We start from the raw sequence: 22,369 nt of genomic DNA, 5'->3' as shown, positions 1-22,369 counted from the left end.
TAAGCACTGATAAAATTTAGAATGTCTATTGTTATATCTTGAAAAAAAAGTTTCATACTTTGGATAAAGCTATTACAATAGGGGTGCTAATATTAGTCAGACTAACATATGTTAGATGCAGTTTTTGCTATTTAGGATAAATAGCATATTTAATCACATATTTAATAAAAGGAAATTATTATGCCAGATAGATTAAAATCAATACTTGAAGGATCAAACTCAGAAAATGGCAGTTCTCAATTAATAATGAATGCTGAGGATTATGCACAAAGAGTATTGTTACAAGGAAAAGCCATCCCTTGGCATGATGCCACCGCTTATGCAAATCACCTCGGTCAAACAGCCGCACTTTTAAAACCACAAGTATCCGTTATTTCTATCGACAAGATGATTGAGCAAGAACTTGCTGATAATAGTAAATTAACAGCCGCTATGGGTGAGAAAAAACGAGCAGGATATGCCTTAAGAACTTTTATGGGTAATGAAGATTTTAAAGCTGCTGCTGGCTCATTAGTAACCTCTACAGTAAAAACTCAACGTGTCCCTGTGCTTGTGCAGATGCCTTCACCTTTGCAGCTATTATATTTAACAGCGCAAGCAGCTCAGCCTGATGCTGAACATGAATTTGATAATGATGCTGCTGAAAATGCAGCTATATACTGTGCAGATTGGCTACGTGCTTTTAAAGATGCGGGTATTGCTGGTTTGATATTTGATGAGCGTGCTGGAGAGGTTGCCAAAGAAGCTTATCAGCCAATTAATAATATGGCAGAGCATTATCTATGGCCTGTTGGGGTACGTCGTGACAATGAAGTGATATTTACCAATCCTGATGTTACTATCCCTGTATTAGATACAGAATATTGGACGACGGGTGATAATAGCTCAGAAGTATCAGGTGTGGCATTCACTGAAATTGCTAGAGACGCTGTACCAGAGCAGGTATTAGAGTTTAGAGAAAAGTTAAGCTAAGTAAAAAGCATCTAAATAATAGCTTAGATGCTAACTTAAATGTGTTAAATTGATTAAAAAAAATAGCGACTGATAGAGTCGCTATTTTTATGTATGGTGATATAGTCAAACAACTACTAAATACCATAACAGTTATCAATTGCGCTGACTATATCTATAATCAGTTGCCTTGTATCTGTTTTACTATTCTTTGAACACTCACCCCGTCAAGTTAGTATTTACAAGGGATACAGCTTATTTTACTTTTGTGTAAAAATTGGCTAAATTTGCCTCACTCTACGTTAATAAACTGGTTAATATCCTGATATTACCAACGTTCATTGACTTGATTAAGACACTGCTTGTTAAAATAAATATCCCAATTTTTCCTACAAGGATAAATGTTCAGCAGACCTTAACTGACACGAGTTTGGTAATCCCCTGTACGCGTGTCAACACGTACAACTTCATTTTGTTGCACAAATAGAGGTACACGTACAACAGCACCCGTTTCTAGTTTTGCAGGTTTACCACCACCACCAGAAGTATCACCACGCACACCTGGATCTGTCTCAATAATTTCTAGCTCAACAAAATTGGGAGGGGTAACAGATAAAGGCACACCATTAAATAAGGTAATGGTGCAAAGGGCGTTGCTATTTTCTTTGAGCCATTGCGCTGCATCTCCCATGGCTGTTTTATCTGCTTGTAGTTGTTCAAATGTTTCAGGGTGCATAAAATGCCAAAACTCACCATCGTTGTATAAATAGTTCATTTCTGTATCCAAAACATCAGCACCTTCAAGGCTATCGCCTGATTTAAAGGTTTGCTCTAGTACTTTACCTGTGCGAAGGTTACGTAATTTAACTCTGTTAAATGCTTGTCCTTTGCCAGGTTTGACAAATTCATTTTCGATGATGGCGCAAGGATTGCCATCTAACATTACTTTTAAGCCTGCTTTAAATTCGTTGGTTGAGTAACTTGCCACGATATGCTCCTACTTTTATGTTAGTCTTTGAGGTGTTGAAAGTGATATTATATCCTGTTTTAGCCGATAGAAATCTCTTTATAAAGGTTGCTCATGATAAACCATTTATCTGCACAAAAAAACCTAGCAAAACACCGTTTGCCTGTTCATTCACATACTGAAACCAGTTGGCAGACGCAGTTAGCAGATACAATCAATGATTTAGATGAATTATTAGAGATTTTACAGTTAACTGAGCTTAAGCCTAGTTTATATGTCCCCAAAAATTTCCCTTTAAGAGTTCCTCGCGCTTTTGTTAATAAAATGTGTATGGGGGATGCCAATGATCCACTTTTGTTACAAGTATTACCACAGCGAGCAGAGTTAAGCTCGGTGACAGGTTATGTGGCAGATCCATTAGCAGAAAATATACATAATCCGATTCAAGGACTTTTACATAAGTATCAATCACGGGTATTAATCACTGTTACTGGGGCTTGCGCCATTCATTGTCGTTATTGTTTTCGTCAACATTTTGATTATCAAAGTAATCTACCTTCTTCTCAGCAAATACCTGCGATAAAATATTATATTGAGTCACATCCTGAAATTAATGAAGTCATTTTAAGCGGTGGTGATCCATTGAGCGTCTCTAATCGACGTTTGATTCAGCAGTTACAAGTATTTGAAGATTTGGCACAGATTACGACGATTCGTTTACATACACGCTTACCCATTGTCATTCCAGAGCGTTTGGATAGGGTATTATTAGATTATCTTACCCAAAGTCGTTGTCAGATTGTTATGGTATTACATTGCAATCATGCCAATGAAATTGATAAACATACAGAGTATTATATTAGTCAGGCTAAGCAGGCAGGTATTACTTTGCTAAATCAAACAGTGTTATTACAAGGGGTTAATGATAGTGTAAGTGCACAAGTTGCTTTAAGTCAGCGATTGTTTGCAGTTGGTGTGTTGCCGTATTATTTGCATGTACTTGATAAAGTGGCAGGGGCAGCACATTTTGACCTAACAGAGAAAAAAGCAGTTGAGTTGTATTGGCAAATGCTTGCAGCTATGCCAGGCTATCTTGTGCCTAAGTTGGTGCGAGAAGAACCACATCGTCTTTTTAAGACACCTGTAAATCTATATAAGGTATATTAATGGTCGTCAGTGGTAACTACTTTAAAAAACAATGTGCTAACATTAGTGTAATAATATTATTGTTAGCAACATGTTCAATATAGATTTTGATATTGTTCAATATATTGATGGTTTATATCACACCGCATTGGTCCAATTCTTACAGTCTTTTGTTACAAAAATAAAGGTATACCATGGCTGAAAAAAGTACATTAAATTTATTAGTGGTTGATGACAACCAGATATATGCTGAGCGTATTGTCTCTTTATTATCCTATTATTATAAAGAGGTAAACTTAGGATTTTTGGATGATAAACAAGAGTTAATTAAACTGTTGCGGCAACCTTGGGATGTCTTAGTTTATGGTACTGCCTATGACATGGGGTTTACCGATGTGGTGGGTATTATCCAAGAGCAAAATATAGATCTGCCTGTGATATGTTTGATGAGTGAGGAAGTAGCAACCTCAGGACGTAATGAGGATGGGTTGCCAGCGATCATAGATGGTAAGATGGTGAAGGCGATATTGGCTGATAATGAGACACAGGTAGTGTTAGCCATTCGTATACTGCATGAGAATCTACAATCCCGACGTAAAATTGCAGAGCTTAATCATATATTATCAGAAGCTGAGCAGCGTGCCAGTATCCTTATTAAAAACTCTAAAAGTGCGGTGGCATATCTTGATCAAGGCATACATATATTTGCTAATGATACCTATTTAGATTTATTTGGTTTTAGTAGTACTGAGGAGTTGATGGGTTTTCCTGTGATAGATTTGATTGCAGGGGGTGAAAATGTCAGTGCTTTTAAGCAGTTTTTAAAGCGTTTTGATAAAGGCAATCGTGATGAGGTCGAGTTTAGCTTTGAGAGTAAACGTAAAGATGGCAGTACATTTGAGTCTACGCTTCAGTTAGCAGCGGCTACCTTTGATGGTGAGCCAGTGACTCAGATCATTATTCAACAAAACGACAGTGCCAATACTGAAGAGATGGCTAAGGCTTTGGCTGAAGCTGAACGTATAGATAGCTTAACGGGATTACTTAACCGTAAAGGGTTTGAGTTGCAATTGGCTAAGGCTTATGAGGCGGCAAAGTCAGGGTCAACAACGGGGGCTATTTTGTATGTGCATCTTGATAATATTGGTAAGATTAACTCTGATCTTGGGCTTCAGGGTGTGGATGAGACTGTCAAACAAGTCGCCAGTGTGCTAGAGAAGTCTTTTCCAGAGGGTACTGTCAGCCGTTTTAATGGTAATGATTTTGCGATTTTGCAAACAGGTATGGAAACTGAATCCTTATTACAGCATGTGGAACAGGTACGCCAAACTGTCAGTAAAATGTTGATTGAGGTGGGTACGCGTACAGTGACGACAACTTTGACCATTGGTGCGGTTGCAATTGATGAAACATCTCCTGATATGGTCGCCATTGTTGATCGTGTTATGGAAACAGCGAAACAAGCCTTTGTAGATAGTAAAAATGAAGGTAATATTGTTCGATTTTATGATCCAAGCCAACATGCCAAAGAAGATGAGGCGGCATTGGTAGAGTATTTGCAAAATGCTCTGAGTAAAAATCAGTTTAAGCTTATGTTTCAGCCCATTTATGATATTGAGACAGATTCAAGCAATTTCTTTGAGGTATATTTGCGCTTGCCACTTGCTGATGGCACGATGATGACACCTGATCAGTTCTTCCCTGTGGCAAAACGTTACGATTTAATGGAAAAAATAGATCGTTGGGTATTGATTAATGCTTGTAAACAGCTAAATATGGTGCGTAAAGAAGCAGCAGATACTAGAATTTTAGTGCAGTTGACCAGTGATTCGTTAGCCAATAAAAAGTTATCAGGGATGGTAAGCCAGCTCATTAATGCAGTGGGTGGTGAGCCAAATGCCTTGACAGTACAGTTTAATGAAAAAGAGTTGGTCGAACACATGACCTTGGCAAAAAAACAGTTTATCGCCTTAAAACAGGTTGGTTGTCGTGTGGGAATACATCATTTTGGTTCAACAGCAAAAACTGTGGCTGTGATGGAATTTGTTACGCCCACTATGGTACGTTTGGCACGTAACTATGTAAAAGATTTGAGTCAAGTGACGAATATTGAAACAATTAAAACCTTAATTAATACTGCCAATGAACATAATACTTCTGTGTTGATGCCATATATTGAGGATGCAGCGGTCATGTCTGCTGCTTGGAGTGTGGGTGCTCGTTATCTACAAGGGTATTATTTACAAGAGCCGGCTGAGCACATGACTGTGGTACAAGGCGGTTAGGATTATTGTTGGTATAATTTTTGGTATATAGATATATATATAAATAAATATTTATATATGAAATGAAAATTAATAGTGTATAGATAATTTACTGATTTTAATGGTGTCGAGATACGATACGCTCTCTTTAAAATAACAAAATTGTGAAGGATATATGTGCGTAACTGTTACGTAAGTTACTAAGCTATAGCTTACATAAGTGAGGGTAAATGTTATGATGCAGACTATATGACTGTTTTATGAAGTGAAAAAAATAAGTAGATAGTAATGGATTGTCAGAAATTTTGTATGCACCTCACTCGTATCACAGTTGCAATCAGTAGCAGTATGTTGTTGATAGTAAGTGCTGGAGTATCAGGTTGTGAGCGTCAGCCACCTGATCAAAGAGCGCCTGTAACCCTACCGCCATTAACCACGGCAAATATTGATAATGGTAAGCAGCTTTATCATGATTTATGCGATAAATGTCATAAACTGACACCTGGCTCAAATGAAAAAGGGCCTCAGCTACTACGAATTTATGGTGCACCAGCAGCGTCATTAAAGGACTATAAATATAGTGAGGTGATGATAAATTCTGGATGGGTATGGGATGAAAAAACTCTAGATACCTATTTAAAAGATGCACAACAAGCATTACCTGGAAATCGAATGCGTACTGATGGTGTGCCAGACGCCAATGAACGTGCCGATATTATTGCTTATCTATCTACGTTAAGAGCAGATGCAGGTAGTACAGTTGACCAAGAAACAACTTCGACAGATTTACAGCAGTTGGATAATCCTGTTGATGCACCAATAATGCCGCCACAATAGAGGCCAAGTCAGAGACCAAGTCAAAGACTAAGTCGCTGAGGTAAGTAATGCTTGCTGATATATCAGCTCAAATTTGGATTAAAACTTAGCCTTGATTAGGCATATCAATATAGCATAGTAAAATAACTAAAAATCAAAGGCTTACTTATAATATAATGCCTTAATAGACATCATTTTTTACAATATTATTGATTCCTCCTTCCCTTTTATATAACAGACACACTATAACTAATTATGCCAAACTCTATACGTGATCATGTGGTAAATACTGCTCATATTTCTAATAAAATTCAACAACTACTTTTTAAACTTAATGAAATCATTCTTGATAAGCCGCAAGTGACCAAACTTGCGTTATCTTGTGTGCTTGCCAATGGGCATTTGCTATTACAAGATTTGCCAGGAATGGGAAAAACGACATTGGCACATGGTTTAGCCAATCTGCTGGGTTTGGATTTTAATCGAGTACAGTTTACTAATGATATGCTGCCTGCTGATATTTTGGGGATGAGTCTATACCATCAAGCTGAGCATCGGTTTGAGTTTCGCCAAGGCCCAATATTTACTCAGCTTTTATTGGCAGATGAAATCAATCGCTCCAGCCCGAAGACACAAAGTGCGCTACTTGAGGCAATGGAAGAGCGTCAAGTGACTCATGATAGTCAGACGTATGAGCTACCAGCCCCATTTTTTGTGATTGCTACCCAAAACCCCACTCAGCAGGCGGGCGTTTATCCATTGCCTGAGTCGCAGTTAGATCGCTTTTTGATGTGCTTGTCACTGGGTTATCCGTCTGCAACTGCTGAACGGGCTTTGTTGGCAGGTGAAGATAGACGGGATATGTTGCAAGATTTGTCAGCAGTGATGAATAGTGATGAGGTCATTTTGGCACAGCAAGCGGTAAAACAGATATATGTCGCTGATGTGGTGATTGATTATATTTTAAGGCTAGTACAGATGACTCGTGAAAGCCCAGATTATCATGGTCTTTCACCTCGGGCGGTGTTGGCAGTGAAACATGCTGCACAGGCACATGCCTATGTATCAGCACACGATGAGGTAACACCTGAGGATGTACAGGCGATATTTGCAGCAGTGGCAGATCATCGATTGGGACAACGATTCATTCCATTTAATCAGTTGGGGGCGCAGAACCAAAAGACGTTAGCACAACAAGTATTAGCGACCACACCTGTATTGATATAAATCTGATGAAATTATCTGTTCTAGCAATATTTATTTTGCCAATATTCAATAACTTGTGACATGACTATGTCTTTATTATCCTCCATTTTTTCTCCCATTCGTCAGCAGATTACGCCGCGTGTGCAGCGTTTTTTTGCAAATCGTGCGCCACGTTCAGACTCAGCAACTTTAACTTTACGTAATGTGTATATATTTTTTAGTCGTGAAGGCATGTTGTACGCTTTATTACTGGTCATTACTTTTATCTTAGGGGTGAATTATGCTAATAATTTGGTGTTGGGATTGTGTTTTTATTTAGCCAGTATTTGGGTCATTAGTCTGCATCTTACTTTTGCACATGTGTCAGGACTAAAAATAAACTTGCGTGATATTCAAATGGCGGCAGTGGGTGAACCAATATGGGTAACCATAGAGATTGAAAATGATAAATCCAAACCATCTCGTCAAGTACAACTTCATTTTGATTATAAGAATGAAATTCATAATAAGATAACGCCAGATAATGCCAATAAGCAGCAGCAATTAGCACAGTTAGGATTAGAACACACACACACGCTTGCCAGTGTGCAAGAGAAGGTTTTGGTGCGGCTGCCATTGATAGCCGACAAACGTGGACGTTTACAACTGCCCAGATTGATTGTGAGTAGTGTATATCCTTTGGGTATCATGCGTGCATGGTCTTATGTTTATTTTGCTCGCCCTGCTTGGGTAGCTCCCAAACCCATAGAGTTTGATTGGCAACATGCCAATGTTGACACCAGTGAAGAAGACAGCGATTGGAGTGTGCATAGTAGAAAGGGACAAAATGATTTTGATACGCTAGAGGAGTATGTGGCAGGTGAGTCGTTGGCACGAGTATCTTGGGCGCATGTGGCACGAGGACAAGGTATGCTGACTAAGCAATTTGCTGATACGGTGGGGAAAGAATTGGTACTTGACTATGCAAATATGCCTGCCAGTGATCATGAAACTAAGCTATCTATGCTGGCTTATGCAGTCAAAAAACTAGGGGAGACACAAGAGCCATTTATGTTGCGACTGCCAAATGAAAAACTCACTTCTGATTTAGTCATTGGTCAAGGCGATGCTTATATGCAGGCATGCTTACTAAGGTTGGCAAAATTACCATGAGTTTATTTTATCAAAAACCATCAGTAAGCGTATCTGAGCAGAATACATCAACTGTATCGGCAAGTGTTCAGCTGCCAAGTGACAGCTTTGAACAATTGGCCCAAGGATATATACACGCACCTTTAGATAGGTTAGATGCTTTGCAGCCCAGACATTGGTGGCAAAAGCTAATAGGATTACCTGCTTATTATTGGATACTCATTGCCCAATTAATAGTTGTTTTGCCACATGTCAGTCACTTGCCAGTTTGGTTGATTGTTTATGCTATGCTCACCATTGTGGCGCAATTACCAAAAGTAAAAGCACAGCGTTGGGCAAAAAAACGGCTTTACCAGTTTATTCAAATAGTCGGGTTTATTGCTGGGGTTGCAGGTTTATGGCTGACTTATCAAACCGCGTTCGGTGTTGATGTTGCGGTGGCTTTTTTGCTGTTGTGTTTGATTAGTAAGCTTTGGGAGTTATATAAGCGTCGTGATGCTTATGTGGTGCTAAATTTATCATTTTTTGTATTAGCTGCCTTATTTTTGTTTGATCAAGGGCTATTGACAACCATTGAGGTAATCATTGGTGTATTGATACTGCTTTTTGCTTTTATCAGTTTAAATGATGATGGTAATAATCTGGGTAGTGGGCGTTTGCGTAGCTTACTATTATTATCAGGGCAAGCAGTACCGTTGTTGATTATATTGTTTATATTTTTTCCACGCTTGCCCCCATTATGGTCACTACAGCTTTCTGGACAACAGGCGACGACTGGTGTGAGTGATAGCATGTCACCAGGTGATTTTGCAAATTTGAGTCAGTCAACTGAGCTTGCATTTCGGGCTGAGTTTGTGGAAGCCAGACCGTCACAATCACAGATGTACTGGCGGGGATTGGTGTTTAGTGATTTTGATGGGGTAACATGGACACCCAATCCCAATCAGCGTATTTGGTATTCAGGGGATATGCCCAATTGGATGCAAATGGCATGGCAAAGCATACCAATGACACAGCAGCAAAATCCGAGCAGTTACCAAGTTATATTACAACCAACACAGCGTAACTGGTTATATGGATTAGATTATCCCTATCCTGATCAGGCAGGTACTTTTATTACTTCAAACTTTACTTTACGTGCTCGGCAGCCTGTTATACAGCAGATACGATATCGTGTGCAACGGTATCCTGATATGCGTATTGGGTTGCAGTTATCTCAGCAAGAGCGAGCAGCTAATTTGCATATTCCCAGTCAAGGTAATACACAAGCCAGAGCTTGGGCTCAGCAAGAATTTTCTAAAGCAGGTAAAGATCCTCAGCGTTATATTAATGCCATTCGTAATTGGATTGGTAGTACAGAGTTTCGTTATACACTCTCACCGCCACCGCTCAATAAAAACCGTATTGATGAGTTTTTATTTGGTACTAAGGCAGGATTTTGTGAGCATTATGCATCAAGCTTTACTTACTTGATGCGTGCAGCTGGTATACCTGCTCGAGTGGTTGCTGGTTATCAAGGTGGTGAGTTGGGGCGTGATGGACAAAGTTGGGAAGTGCGGCAAATGGATGCACATGCTTGGAGTGAGGTGTGGCTTAAAGGACAAGGTTGGGTTCGGGTTGATCCAACGGCATTTGTTGCTCCAAACCGCATCGAGCAAGGCATGAATGCATTGACATCCCAGCAAGGCGCAGATATGTTTGGTACAGGTGCTGCGGCTCAGCTAAATTATCGACAATTTCGCATGTTACAAACTCTACGCCGTTTATCAGATCAGGCAAGCTATTATTGGCAGCGTGATGTGGTGGGTTATGACCAAGACAAACAAAGTAATGCGTTATTACGTTGGTTTAATATCGCCAATATGATGCAGCAAATACTATGGCTGGTCGCAGGATTGGTCATTATCATTGCGTTAATTGTGACAGCTATTTGGTATCGTCGTCGTAAAATTTGGCACCCTGCTGATTTACCCTTAGTCAAGTTATCACAGCGGGTGGCAAAAATAGACCCACAATTGGCACAGCAGCCCAGCGAAGGGTTACTAGATTGGTTATCACGCCTTATTGAAGTAGCAGATACGCCAGAGGCAAAAAATGCGGTGATGTTGGTTAAAAAAGACTATCGGCAACTACGTTATGGTCGGTTAAGTGCACTAGATACAGACAATGATACTTATCAGCAAGCCCTTATATCTTTGCAAAAGCATGCCAAACAGATACACTAGACTGGGTACTGGCAGTGAATGTAACTGCGGTTTTGTTATCATTGAAGCAAATAAAAACTGTTACTTAATATTTGGATAAGCTGTTATGATTTTTGCTCTTATTAGCACCTTATTAGTGATATGGATTGTCATGTGGATTCTTTTTAAATTCATGTATCCAAAGCCGCCCAAAGCTTTTTTTCCAAAAGAAGGAGATATCACCACACCACGTATTTGTAATTTTTGTGGGCATGAATTGGCACAATATCGAGGCATTGTAGAGAAAAAAAATGTAGAAATAGAAAATGTAGAGAAGAAAAATCAGCAAGTATCGATGTACTCGCCTGATGAGCAGTCACAGACAGATTTCATAGATTCAAAATCTGCCTTAGCCAATCCAACAGCGACATTAACAGCGAGTGAATCTATACAAAATGAGTGGTTTTTTTGCAATGCTGAGCATCAAGCTCGCTTTCATGCAGGAGAAGAATACCAGTCATAAATAGATTCTAATAAACTTATTTATCATAATGCAACAGCTTGCTATTACTTTTAATTTTTTTTAATAGCATGAGTAGTATGTGATTGATTAGAGCATAGAGTTGGCATCATTAATGATTTTATCTAGTAATTCTTCAGTTTGCTTATTATCCATAGCGGATGATTTATCTAAGTTTTCTTGTGTATGAATTTTTTCGTAAAGATTTAGACAACATAACACCAATAAATTTTCATGACTAAGTTTTGGTGCTTGTTGATGTAGGTTTTGAATAAAATCATTGACATAATCAGAAGCTGCATTGAGTTTATCAACTTCTTCTTCTGGACAGTTTATAGAGTAGGTTTTGCCTGATATGCTGATATCAACTTTTTTCATCGGTAATGTGCCTATTTTATAAAGGTAAAAGGTGAAAAATATTAATTAAAAGGTAAAAAATGGTTGAGCTTATTATCTATTCATTAAATTGAAAGTTAGAAGTAATTTTAAATCTGTATTAAACTATTTTAATTTGACCATAGCATATTATTGTTTAAATAAAAATACGATTCTCACTATCATTTATATAACTGTATGACTTATATGAATGATAGTGATAATTATTTAATAAGTGATTAATAAATAATTATTCTAGCTAATCAGTACTATTGATTGGCCTGATCTATTTTAGTTAACTGTTTTAAAGCATATTCTGTATGTTCAGATGCTTCACGGTTTTTGTCTTGTAGTTTCTTATTTAACAAGGTTAGTTCTTCAACTTGTTGCTGCAATTTATCTTGCTCTTCACCAATCATATGGTGGGCTTCTGCAAGGCTTTGATAACGCTCATCAAGATCCATCAGTTTTTGTTGTAACTCTTTACAATTAGCTCTAAGTTCCTGATTTTCTTCACTGGTTTCATCAAGTTTGGCTTTTAGACCATTAAACTCGTTGATTTCTTTAAGAGGTTTGTTTTTAAGCTGTTCAAGCTCGGTTAGCTGCGTATTATATTTTTTACGTACCTCTAATAAAATCTTTTCTAAAGTTTTTAATTTCTCAATCATGGGTGGTCACTTTTATTAAATAGCTACTTTTAAAGCTGTGAGAAGAGTAGGATAGTAATATGGTGTTTAATAATGCCATAAATGCCCATATTATATCTATATTAAGATGTTAAAGAGTATGTTTCTCTAGCGTATCTATTATAACCAAGATACTTTTTGAGTACCTATTAAGTGATATTGTTAATTCAAGATAATACTGATACGAGAAAGTTGAGTGAAGGTATACAATTGGTACGGTGAATGAGACTGACAATGTAACAGTTTTGTATTGATTTGACTATACGGCTTAAATTAGACAACATAAATTTAGTTAGAAATACTAGGAATAAATAAATGAATGATAATATTTCAGGCTGGAATGACTGGTCATCAGCGTTTGCTGATTGGACAGATATTAGTATCAGTGAGTTGCATGGGTTGATGACTGGTATTATGACAGTGTGCCATGCACCTGATATGGCAGGCTGGCAAACTTTATTTTCGGAATTGAGTCTATCTGAACCAGATGAGTCAGCATTAACGCTATTAACTGAAGAGGCAGAGGATACCTCGTTTCAGCTTAAAGACAAAGATGATGCTTATGCTTATACTCCCCTTGTACCCGATGATGAGCATGATTTGTATGAACGAGTATTAGCACTGAAAAACTGGTCAAGTGGGTTTTTGACGGGCTTTGGCGTCACCAGTACTGCGTTAAATAATGATGAAAATGAAATGCTGGCAGATTTAAGTCGTATTGCCAGTATTCGTATTGAGCCAGATGATGAGTTTGAAGGTGGAGAAGAAGCCTATTTGCAGCTATATGAATTTGCGCGTATGGTTCCTGTAAGCCTGTCTGTGCGTCAGCGTAAGCATGTAAAAGAGTTGCCTTTGATTGCAGGTTTACCACTACATGCCAAAACAGCAATAGAAGTTGCACAGGAGCGTGAACAGATGCGTGAGCAGGAGCATGTGAATAAACCGATTCCTCCTGTGGTTGATGCGATGAATAAAAACCTGCCTTCGTAATGAATAAATACTTAGCAAGTAGTTGATAATCAGTGTTGATAATGAATGAGAAGTAATAATTTAATAGCTTTAATAATAAAGATAAGGATATTTTTATGACCACGTCTTGCAAGGAACAAAGTGAAAGACAAAACTTTCCAATGGACAGCGTGGCATGGCTACAGTATTTGATTGGGTTTAATACGGTTAGTAGCAAGTCAAATTTGGCGTTAATTGAGGCAGTGGCAACATTTTGTCGCCAATTAGAATTAGAGCCGATATTAACCCATAATAAGACACAGACCAAAGCCAATCTGTTTGTGACTGTACCTGCTAGCAGACAAGGCAAAGCAGAGTATAACGGTGGTATTGTGCTGTCGGGTCATACTGATGTTGTGCCTGTAGAAGGGCAGGCATGGTCATCAAACCCCTTTACTGCTGAGGTAAGAGACGGCAAATTATATGGGCGTGGTGCTTGTGATATGAAAGGCTTTATTGCTTGTGCATTGACTTTATTGCCACAGGCAGTGAAGTTAGCAGATGATAAAAAGCTACAAAAGCCATTACACCTTGCATTATCTTTTGATGAAGAGGTGGGCTGCTTGGGTGCACCGCTGATATTAAAAGATTTGGCAGCTCGTGATATTACGCCTGAATATTGTATTGTTGGTGAGCCAAGTGAGATGCAAATGGTGGTGGCACATAAAGGCATCAGTGTTTATCGTTGCTCGGTACATGGCAAGTCGGTACATTCATCTCTAACTCCGCAAGGAGTCAATGCCATTAGTTATGCCAGTCGTTTGATTGGCTTTATTGATGAGTTGGCGCAGACACTCAGCGCACGTGATGATTGTGACCACTATTTTGATGTGTCGTTTTCTACTTTGTCCGTGGGTACGATACAGGGTGGCACAGCGACTAATATCGTGCCGAATCTGTGTGAGTTTACCTTTGATTATCGTAATTTACCACATATGGGGCAAGATGCCATTATTGAGCCGATTAAACAAAAAATTGCTCTTTTAAATCAGCAGATGCAAGCGGTTGATTCCAATACGGGCATTGAGCTGAATCAACTTGAAGATGTGCCTGCAATGACAGATGCGCAAAGTGCAGAGTTGCAAAAGTTGGTGGCAGGGTTGGTGCATGATGAGTCGGTTAATAAAGTGGCGTATGCGACCGAGGGTGGACAATTTACCAATGCAGGTATTGCAACGGTTATCTGTGGTCCGGGGAGTATTGAGCAGGCGCATAAGGCAGATGAGTTTGTGAGTCTTGAGCAGTTGCAACGATGTGATGAGTTTTTGCAGCAGTTATTATTCACCATGCAGTGATAAGCGGGATTTTTCTATACTTATGTTAATCACAAAAATTTAAAAAACCTATAAAGCTTTAAAGAAAATAGGTTCGACTTTTTCTACTAGCCATACGCCATTTTCTGCCTGATAAAAAGTGATGCCATCATCTGCCATTTGTTTGGCATCAATCTGTAAAATCACCACTTTACCATAGCGTTGACCGACACTTTTGGCGGTGTCTTTATCAGCAGATAAATGAACATATTGCCGAGATTTAGGCAATAATCCTTGTTGTAAAATAGACTCTAAAAAGCGACTGGCAGTGCCATGATATAAAATATCAGGGGGCTGTTTTGCGGTATAACTGCGTTGTACGGTGCGTTTGGAGTGTCCCTGTACAGCTCGAATATATTGCTCATCATCGGATAGGGCAAAGCGTTGTTTATTATCATTGGCAACGATGGTTTTGATAATATCAATGCTAAGATGATGATTAAATTGGCGACTTTGATGGGTGTTATTGATAAGCTCATTAATATTAGCCCAACCTTCACTGTCTAAGGTGATGCCAATACTATCAGGACGATGGCGTAGAATATAACTTAAGAATTTACTATAGTTGGTTAAGCTTTTTGGGTTCATAGTTTTTATGTTTGTCTTCTCAATTAATTTTATTTTAGCTATTTTAGCATTGTTGCTATCTTATCTCCTAGACAATAAAAAAATAGCCATCAAGTGAATTGATGGCTATTTTAATTTTAGCAAGCGATAAATATTAACTACGCAGTGCTTTATCAGACTTAGTAGTATCTACCGCTACCTTACTGGGTTTAAGTGGCTTTGGCATACTTACCAATGATTCTTTTAATACCTCGTCAATGGTGGCAACTGGCTGAATGGTCAAGCCTTCGGTGACATTATCAGGAATATCGACCAAATCTCGCTCATTAGCAGCAGGAATAAGCACATGCTTGATACCGCCACGATGCGCCGCCAGTAGCTTTTCTTTCAGCCCGCCAATGCGTAACACTTTACCACGTAGAGTCACCTCACCTGTCATCGCAATATCAGGACGAATGGCAATGCCCGTCATCGCAGACACCAACGCTGTGGTTAAAGCGATACCCGCAGAAGGTCCATCTTTTGGTGTAGCACCCTCTGGCATGTGCACATGCACATCGGTGTTTTTAAAGGTTTCATAGTCGATACCCAGTGCCTGACCACGCGCACGAACCACGCTCATAGCAGCTCGGATAGACTCTTTCATCACATCACCGAGTGAGCCAGTATAGACAAACTCACCTTTACCTTGCATGGTGACTGCTTCGATGGTCAGCAGCTCACCACCCACTTGCGTCCAAGCCAGTCCAGTAATACGTCCCACTTCGGGCTCTTTTTCTGCCAAACCAAAGTCATATTGATGCACCCCAAGATAGTCATCAATATTGTCATCATTCACCACGACTGTATCAATTTTGACTTTTTTCGAGGGTTTGACGCCATAAGTTTCTACCGATTTACGTACCACTTTGCGGCAGATTTTATTGACTTCTCGCTCAAGGTTACGCACCCCTGCTTCACGGGTATAACGCTGCACGATGCTGTGCAAAGCTTCGGGTACGATTTCAATTTCGTCTTCTTTTAGCCCGTTTTGCTTGATGGCTTTGGGGACGAGATATTTTTGCGCAATATTGACTTTCTCTTCTTCGGTATAACCCGGCAAGCGAATCACTTCCATACGGTCAAGTAGCGCAGGCGGGATATCCATGCTGTTAGCAGTACATAAGAACATGACTTGTGATAAGTCTAAGTCCATATCAAGATAATGGTCGTTAAAGCTGTTGTTTTGTGAGGGGTCTAATACCTCTAATAAGGCAGAAGCAGGGTCACCACGAAAATCTTGTGCCATTTTGTCGATTTCATCAAGCAAAAACAGCGGGTTTTTAACTTCGACTTTTGCCAAAGATTGTACGATTTTACCGGGCATGGCACCGATATAAGTACGGCGATGACCACGAATTTCCGCTTCATCACGCACGCCACCTAATGCCATACGCACAAATTTGCGCCCTGTGGCACGGGCAATGGACTCACCCAATGAGGTTTTTCCCACACCCGGAGGACCAACCAAGCATAAAATCGGGCCACGTAGTTTTTTCACTCGAGATTGTACCGCTAAGTATTCTAAAATACGGTCTTTGACGTCTTTTAGCCCATAGTGGTCTTCATCAAGTACGGTTTTGGCTTTGTCTAGCTTAATTGAAACTTTGCTGGTAGTGTTCCATGGGGTATCTAATATCCACTCAATGTAGTTACGTACCACAGAAGACTCAGAAGAAGCAGGCGGCATCATGCGCAGCTTTTTAAATTCTTGCTCGGCTTTTTTGCGCACGTCATCTGGTAAATCTGCTTCTTTAAGGCGTTGCTCAAGCTCACTGATATCATCATCAGCATCAAATGCACCATCATTTAAATCAGACAGTTCATTTTTGATGGCTTTCATTTTTTCATTTAAGAAATATTCACGCTGATTGTTTTCCATTTGCTGACGCACAGCGTCTTGAATTTCTTGCTCAATAGATTGCTCAGCGCTTTGTTTTACCAAGTACTCAGTCAAGGTGTTGATATGCGCTGGTATGTCATCTATTTCAAGAAACTGCTGTTTGATATCTAAATCCATAGACACTCGTGTGGAGATAAAATACAGCAATTCAAGTAAGTCATCAATACGCTCAGCGACACGAGTGAGCTCTCGTGAATTGCGCAGGCGTGCATCGGCATAGGTAGCAAATAGACTCACCAAGGTTTTGACGGCATTGGTTTGCTGTGACTCATCGAGTGGCATGCTCATATCAGTACGACTAAAGTCAGCCGTCAGTGAGGTGCCAAGGTCTTGTACAGATTCAACATGAGCACGGTATTCACCTTCAATCAACACCTTGATGCAGTTGTCATCGCTATCGTGTGGCATGGTGCTAACGATACGGCAAACTGTACCATATTCATAAAGGTTGTCTTGGCTGATGTCTTCGGTTAATGAGTCTTTTTGAGCAACCACCAATACTTTGTCATTGTATTGGGCTTGTGCCAATTCAACTGCTTTGACCGAAGGTTCACGCCCTACAAACAGTGCAATTTGCATGTGTGGATATACCACGACGTCACGCAATGCCAGCAACGGTAGCTGTGTAGGTTCCTGTTTGTCTTGGTTTTGCCACGCATCATTAATAAGTGCTTGTAGCTCTTCACTTACCTCATTTGCGTTCTGGCTATCGGTTTCATTTTCTGGTTGAGCTTTCTCTTCCTGTTCAAGCTCAAGTGTTGAGTTGTCGTTATCTGTAGTCGACTTCTTAGAGTTGCTCATATAATTTTTTCCTTATTAAAACAAAATACCCTCGTATGATAGGAGTGGTGGTCTTGTTTATTGCGTCTATCCTTATAAATGGTGTTTGATTATCAAATTACAAGACAATGAGAATAGAAGTTTGACGAAATAGGTTAAAAAATCAGGTAAAATATGCGGTTTGCTTTTGGCATGATGACTTAAGCGTAAAAAGGATTATATAACGATTTTTACTGTGTCATTGCGTTTTGCATAATAATTAATTTTAATGATGCGTTGTTGTTTGGCAGTAGATGAGGCAAGCACATTGAATTTTTAGTTTTACAGACAGCGTTACAAATCATGTTATAGACAATTTGCAAGTTATAAATAGGGCAGGGCAAACAGATGATAAATGCAGTATTACTTGCTGTGGTGGTGATGTTAGGGCTATCACTGGCACGGGTGCATGTGGTATTAAGCTTACTGATTGGGGCATTGGTCGGTGGTTTGGTGGGTGGACTGGGCGTTGATACCACCTTGAGTTCTTTTCAAGAAGGGATTAAAAACGGGGCTGAGATTGCCTTGTCGTACGCACTGCTTGGTGCGTTTGCAGTGGCAATTGCCCATTCAGGTCTACCGCAATCTTTGGCGCAAGGTGTGGTTAGGCGTATTGAAACCCAAGGTGTGGGTGGCTCTATCAAATGGCTATTATTTGGTGGTTTGATATTGATGAGCTGTTTTAGTCAAAACCTCATTCCCATTCATATCGCCTTTATTCCATTATTAATTCCGCCTTTATTATTGGTGTTTAATCGTTTGCAGGTTGATAGACGCTTGCTGGCCTGTTTGATGACTTTTGGCTTAGTGAATACCTATATGTTTTTGCCATACGGATTTGGGGATATCTATCTTAATCAAATCATGCTCAAAAATGTCGGTGAAGCAGGGTTAGATGTCGCTAATATTTCAGTAATGCACGCCATGGCAATTCCTGCACTGGGTATGCTGTGTGGTTTATTAACCGCAATATTTATCAGTTATCGTAAACCGCGTCATTATCAAAACCTAGCCATAGACCAGCAAGCACATGATGAGCTGATTGCCAGTGACAGTTTGAGTCAAACGGCAAATAATGCGCAGCCACAAAGTAAGCTAAAAACTTTGGTGGCATTGGCAGCGATTGTGACTGCATTTGTGGTGCAGCTATATACGGATTCGTTATTGCTCGGCTCGTTATTTGGGTTTGGCGTATTTATGGCAACGGGTGTGGTCAAGTGGCGTGAAGCAGATAGTGTATTTAATGAAGGCATCAAGTTGATGGCGATGATTGGCTTTATCATGATTACCGCTCAAGGATTTGCTGAGGTGATGAAAGCCACTGACCAAATTCAGCCATTGGTAGATGGTGCAGCAGCAATGTTTGCAGGTTCAAAAGCGATGGCAGCATTGGTGATGTTGGTCATCGGTTTGGTGGTGACCATGGGGATTGGCTCATCATTTTCGACCATTCCGATTATTGCCGCTATTTATGTACCTTTGTGTATCTCGCTTGGGTTTTCACCTTTGGCAACCGTGGCTATTATTGGTACAGCAGGGGCATTGGGTGATGCAGGCTCACCAGCATCGGATTCGACATTGGGACCAACGTCGGGTCTAGCAATTGATGGTCAACACGACCATATCAAAGATACGGTGATACCGACCTTTTTACATTACAACATTCCACTGCTGATTTTTGGCTGGATTGCAGCGATGGTGTTGTAAAACCATAAAGCAATGAATATTTAATACAAAGATATAGTAGATATAGTTATAAGGGTATATTGAGTGTTCGATATACCCTTATTGCATTTTATGATAGATAAAAATAGCCGTATGATACAGACATAAAAGAAGCATTACGATAAAACATAGAAACTGCCAAAGGGAAAAGACGCTCAGTGGTGGCGCGGCGTGCATACTCATTAACATGGCGATAAATAAACAACTGATATTGAGAATAAGCATCAGTAGCAACTTCCATGCGCTATGAATAAAATAGTCCAAAATAATAGCCGATGCTGCTTGCACACTGATAATAATAAGCAAAAAACTAACTAAACCTATGGGATAAGGATATGAAGGTGAGTTTATATTAGTAAGATGATGGGGGATATAGCCAAAGCCTGATTGAATAATCCAGCCGACCGCTAAGCACCATAAAATGCTGAGTATGAGCCGTAGAGGACTGTGGGTGAATTTCACCAAATATGCTTTAACTGTATGCTTTGTATGCGGTGACGGCATCAAAACCACCTTATCCTACTAGGGGTTATCAGTGCATCTAATGGCACGTCCCACGATTGGCGAGCAAGTTGCTCTATCACCTGAAAATCATAACACCAACCGATTTTTAATGGTTTTGTTAAGCCAAAATGATGACTATGGGCAAGGGTGGCATCATAATAACCACCGCCCATACCCATACGATTACCTTGCTTATCAGCAGCAACCAATGGACAAAAAATAATATCTAATTGTGATGCAGCAATCAGTTTGCGTGACTGTGGTTGCTGCATACCTAGCCGATGCGTATAAGTGGCAATATTGCGTAGATGATACTGATAGATGGGTGCAAACATAAGTTTTTTGTCATGCTTGCCTCGGCTGCCAACCACTGGTAAAAATGGCTGTAATCCAAGACACAGGCACCAATTAAGTATTGGCTGAGTCGGCAGCTCGCCAAAATCATCATAATAAATCGCTACGTTGGCATGGTGAGGTATGCGATGCTTTAGTTTATATAAATGCAAACTGGCATGTTTGGCTGCCGCTTGTCTTTCTCTGCTAGATAGTGCCCGCCGCTGACGAGTAAAAATACGCCGTGGTGGATTGCTGACTAAGGCTTCTTGGGTAGGTGATAAAAAACTGTGCATGGTATCCTTGAAGTTTTTATTATATATGGGTATAGACGGATTTGAAATAGATTATTGATACGCCTAGCAACACTCTATTAAACAAAAATAAGTAGAGTCATGCTATCATAAAACGGTTTTTTACCTGTCTGATTCGATTTTATAAACTGTATTGTTTATTGCATCAATAAAAGACATACCAAAACCAACAAAAAACTGAAAAATAAGGAGACATTATGTCGACTCGTACCGAAAAAGATACCATGGGTAATGTGGAAGTTCCTAGCGATGCTTATTGGGGCGCACAAACCCAGCGTAGCCGTGAAAACTTTAAAATTGGCGGCGAAACTCTGCCACGTCCGATGATTGAAGCGATGGCGTTAGTGAAAAAAGCGGCAGCAATTACCAATGCCAGCCTAAGCCGTATTGAAGACAGTCAGCGTGACCTTATCGTACAAGCGGCTGATGAAGTTATTAATGGCGGCTTGACTGACCAATTCCCATTAGTGGTATGGCAAACTGGCTCAGGCACACAGTCAAACATGAATATGAACGAAGTACTTGCTAATCGTGCCAATGAAATCGCTGGCAATGAGCGTGGTACTTACAAGCCAATCCACCCCAATGACCATGTAAACCATGCTCAGTCTACCAATGATAGCTTCCCAACCGCCATTCGTGTTGCCGCTGCTCGTCAAATCAACAGCCTACTTATTCCTGCGGTAAAAGCTTTGCGTGATACGCTAGATAAAAAAGCCAAAGAATTTGATAGCATTGTTAAAATTGGTCGTACCCACTTGCAAGATGCGACCCCATTAACCCTAGGTCAAGAATTTAGCGGTTATGTCAGTCAACTTGACCATGCCTTAACCCGTATCGACAATGCGCTGCAAGGCTTATATCAACTGCCTTTGGGTGGTACAGCAGTCGGTACAGGGTTAAACTCACACCCTGATTATGCCGTCAAAGCAGCCGAGCAATTAGCTGAGCTAACAGGCTTGCCATTTGTCACAGCACCTAATAAATTTGAAGCACTGGCAGCACGTGATGCCGAAGTGTTTGCTTCTGGTGCATTAAAAACACTAGCGGCTAGCTTAAACAAAATCGCCAATGATATCCGCTGGTTAGCGTCTGGCCCTCGTTGTGGTATTGGTGAGATTAAAATCCCAGAAAATGAGCCAGGCTCTTCTATCATGCCGGGTAAAGTCAACCCTACCCAGTCTGAAGCGATGACCATGGTTGTGGCGCAAGTGATGGGTAATGACACCACCATCAGTATGGCGGGTGCTTCAGGTAACTTTGAGCTAAACGTCTTTAAACCTGTAATTGCCTATAACTTATTGCAATCTATCAAGCTACTTGGCGATGCGTGTAACAGCTTTAATGATAACTGTGCGGCAGGTATTGAGCCAGTAAAAGAGAAAATCGACCACTATCTACATAACTCACTCATGCTAGTAACCGCACTAAACCGCCATGTGGGCTATGAAAATGCCGCGAAAATCGCCAAAACAGCCTATAAAGAAGACAAAACGCTTAAACAAGTTGCGGTTGAGCTTGGTTTAATGACTGAAGCTGAGTTCGATGAGTGGGTCACCCCAGAAGATATGGTGAATCCTAAATAATTAACTAATAAAT

Annotated in this window: 19 protein-coding genes; 12 read left to right on the top strand and 7 right to left on the bottom strand. The window is 40.0% G+C overall.

The annotated features are described in order from the left end of the window. Nucleotides 1–180: 180 nt before the first annotated feature. On the top strand, nucleotides 181–972 hold the full coding sequence (locus FHK89_RS13500) for a hypothetical protein (protein ID WP_230661331.1): 792 nt from the start codon (nucleotides 181–183) through the stop codon (nucleotides 970–972). A 394-nt stretch (nucleotides 973–1,366) separates the two neighbouring features. On the opposite strand, the gene efp is transcribed toward FHK89_RS13500, so the two are convergent. Then, complete coding sequence (gene efp / locus FHK89_RS13495; RefSeq protein ID WP_230661330.1) at nucleotides 1,367–1,939, bottom strand: elongation factor P; 573 nt, start codon at nucleotides 1,937–1,939, stop codon at nucleotides 1,367–1,369. A 93-nt stretch (nucleotides 1,940–2,032) separates the two neighbouring features. On the opposite strand from efp, the gene epmB reads away from it, so the two are divergent. From epmB to FHK89_RS13460, 7 genes are all read left to right on the top strand, one after another. Next, complete coding sequence (epmB, locus tag FHK89_RS13490; RefSeq protein ID WP_442966602.1) at nucleotides 2,033–3,085, top strand: EF-P beta-lysylation protein EpmB; 1,053 nt, start codon at nucleotides 2,033–2,035, stop codon at nucleotides 3,083–3,085. A gap of 173 nt (nucleotides 3,086–3,258) precedes the next feature. Next, the gene (locus tag FHK89_RS13485) at nucleotides 3,259–5,349 is read left to right on the top strand and encodes an EAL domain-containing protein (RefSeq protein WP_230661328.1); all 2,091 of its coding nucleotides are present in this window, start codon (nucleotides 3,259–3,261) and stop codon (nucleotides 5,347–5,349) included. Nucleotides 5,350–5,616: 267 nt separating this feature from the next. After that, nucleotides 5,617–6,165 carry a c-type cytochrome gene (locus FHK89_RS13480; protein ID WP_230661327.1) on the top strand — a complete coding sequence of 183 codons (549 nt, stop codon included), beginning with the start codon at nucleotides 5,617–5,619 and terminating at the stop codon, nucleotides 6,163–6,165. A 234-nt stretch (nucleotides 6,166–6,399) separates the two neighbouring features. Continuing rightward, nucleotides 6,400–7,371 (top strand): AAA family ATPase, encoded by a 972-nt coding sequence (locus tag FHK89_RS13475; protein ID WP_230661325.1) that lies wholly within the window; start codon nucleotides 6,400–6,402, stop codon nucleotides 7,369–7,371. 66 nt (nucleotides 7,372–7,437) lie between these two features. Then, nucleotides 7,438–8,502, top strand: a complete 1,065-nt coding sequence (locus FHK89_RS13470) for a DUF58 domain-containing protein (RefSeq protein ID WP_230661323.1) — start codon at nucleotides 7,438–7,440, stop codon at nucleotides 8,500–8,502. Next, nucleotides 8,499–10,706: a transglutaminase family protein gene (locus FHK89_RS13465; RefSeq protein ID WP_230661321.1), complete on the top strand. Its 2,208-nt coding sequence runs from the start codon at nucleotides 8,499–8,501 to the stop codon at nucleotides 10,704–10,706. The genes FHK89_RS13470 and FHK89_RS13465 overlap by 4 nt, the downstream gene beginning before the upstream one ends. A gap of 130 nt (nucleotides 10,707–10,836) precedes the next feature. Next, nucleotides 10,837–11,187 (top strand): hypothetical protein, encoded by a 351-nt coding sequence (locus tag FHK89_RS13460; RefSeq protein WP_230661319.1) that lies wholly within the window; start codon nucleotides 10,837–10,839, stop codon nucleotides 11,185–11,187. Between the two features lie 87 nt (nucleotides 11,188–11,274). On the opposite strand, the gene FHK89_RS13455 is transcribed toward FHK89_RS13460, so the two are convergent. After that, nucleotides 11,275–11,562 carry a cell division protein ZapA gene (locus tag FHK89_RS13455; protein WP_230661317.1) on the bottom strand — a complete coding sequence of 96 codons (288 nt, stop codon included), beginning with the start codon at nucleotides 11,560–11,562 and terminating at the stop codon, nucleotides 11,275–11,277. A gap of 266 nt (nucleotides 11,563–11,828) precedes the next feature. Beyond that, nucleotides 11,829–12,227, bottom strand: coding sequence for a hypothetical protein (locus tag FHK89_RS13450; protein WP_230661315.1), 399 nt, complete (start codon nucleotides 12,225–12,227; stop codon nucleotides 11,829–11,831). A 333-nt stretch (nucleotides 12,228–12,560) separates the two neighbouring features. On the opposite strand from FHK89_RS13450, the gene FHK89_RS13445 reads away from it, so the two are divergent. Next, nucleotides 12,561–13,235, top strand: a complete 675-nt coding sequence (locus tag FHK89_RS13445) for a UPF0149 family protein (protein ID WP_230661313.1) — start codon at nucleotides 12,561–12,563, stop codon at nucleotides 13,233–13,235. Between the two features lie 95 nt (nucleotides 13,236–13,330). Beyond that, a complete protein-coding gene (gene argE, locus FHK89_RS13440; RefSeq protein ID WP_230661311.1) occupies nucleotides 13,331–14,548 on the top strand; it encodes an acetylornithine deacetylase in 1,218 nt (405 codons plus the stop codon). A gap of 48 nt (nucleotides 14,549–14,596) precedes the next feature. Here argE and FHK89_RS13435 read toward each other — a convergent pair whose 3' ends face one another. Together FHK89_RS13435 and lon are read right to left on the bottom strand one after the other, a co-directional pair. Next, nucleotides 14,597–15,154: an RNA 2'-phosphotransferase gene (locus FHK89_RS13435; RefSeq protein ID WP_230661309.1), complete on the bottom strand. Its 558-nt coding sequence runs from the start codon at nucleotides 15,152–15,154 to the stop codon at nucleotides 14,597–14,599. 133 nt (nucleotides 15,155–15,287) lie between these two features. Continuing rightward, nucleotides 15,288–17,876: an endopeptidase La gene (gene lon / locus FHK89_RS13430; RefSeq protein WP_230661307.1), complete on the bottom strand. Its 2,589-nt coding sequence runs from the start codon at nucleotides 17,874–17,876 to the stop codon at nucleotides 15,288–15,290. 366 nt (nucleotides 17,877–18,242) lie between these two features. Here lon and FHK89_RS13425 point away from each other — a divergent pair, with 366 nt between their 5' ends. Further along, nucleotides 18,243–19,601, top strand: a complete 1,359-nt coding sequence (locus FHK89_RS13425) for a Na+/H+ antiporter family protein (protein WP_230661305.1) — start codon at nucleotides 18,243–18,245, stop codon at nucleotides 19,599–19,601. A gap of 88 nt (nucleotides 19,602–19,689) precedes the next feature. Here the strand turns inward: FHK89_RS13425 and FHK89_RS13420 are convergent, their stop codons facing one another. After that, entirely contained in the window at nucleotides 19,690–19,860 is a 171-nt protein-coding gene (locus tag FHK89_RS13420; RefSeq protein WP_230661304.1) for a hypothetical protein, read from the bottom strand. A 262-nt stretch (nucleotides 19,861–20,122) separates the two neighbouring features. Continuing rightward, on the bottom strand, nucleotides 20,123–20,752 hold the full coding sequence (locus tag FHK89_RS13415; RefSeq protein ID WP_230661302.1) for a 5-formyltetrahydrofolate cyclo-ligase: 630 nt from the start codon (nucleotides 20,750–20,752) through the stop codon (nucleotides 20,123–20,125). A gap of 215 nt (nucleotides 20,753–20,967) precedes the next feature. Here FHK89_RS13415 and fumC point away from each other — a divergent pair, with 215 nt between their 5' ends. Beyond that, complete coding sequence (gene fumC, locus FHK89_RS13410; protein WP_230661300.1) at nucleotides 20,968–22,356, top strand: class II fumarate hydratase; 1,389 nt, start codon at nucleotides 20,968–20,970, stop codon at nucleotides 22,354–22,356. The last annotated feature ends 13 nt before the right edge of the window (nucleotides 22,357–22,369 follow it).

Source organism: Psychrobacter sp. I-STPA10 (assembly GCF_021012795.1).
Taxonomy (GTDB): Bacteria; Pseudomonadota; Gammaproteobacteria; order Pseudomonadales; family Moraxellaceae; genus Psychrobacter.
This window is presented reverse-complemented; position numbering and strand designations above follow the sequence as displayed.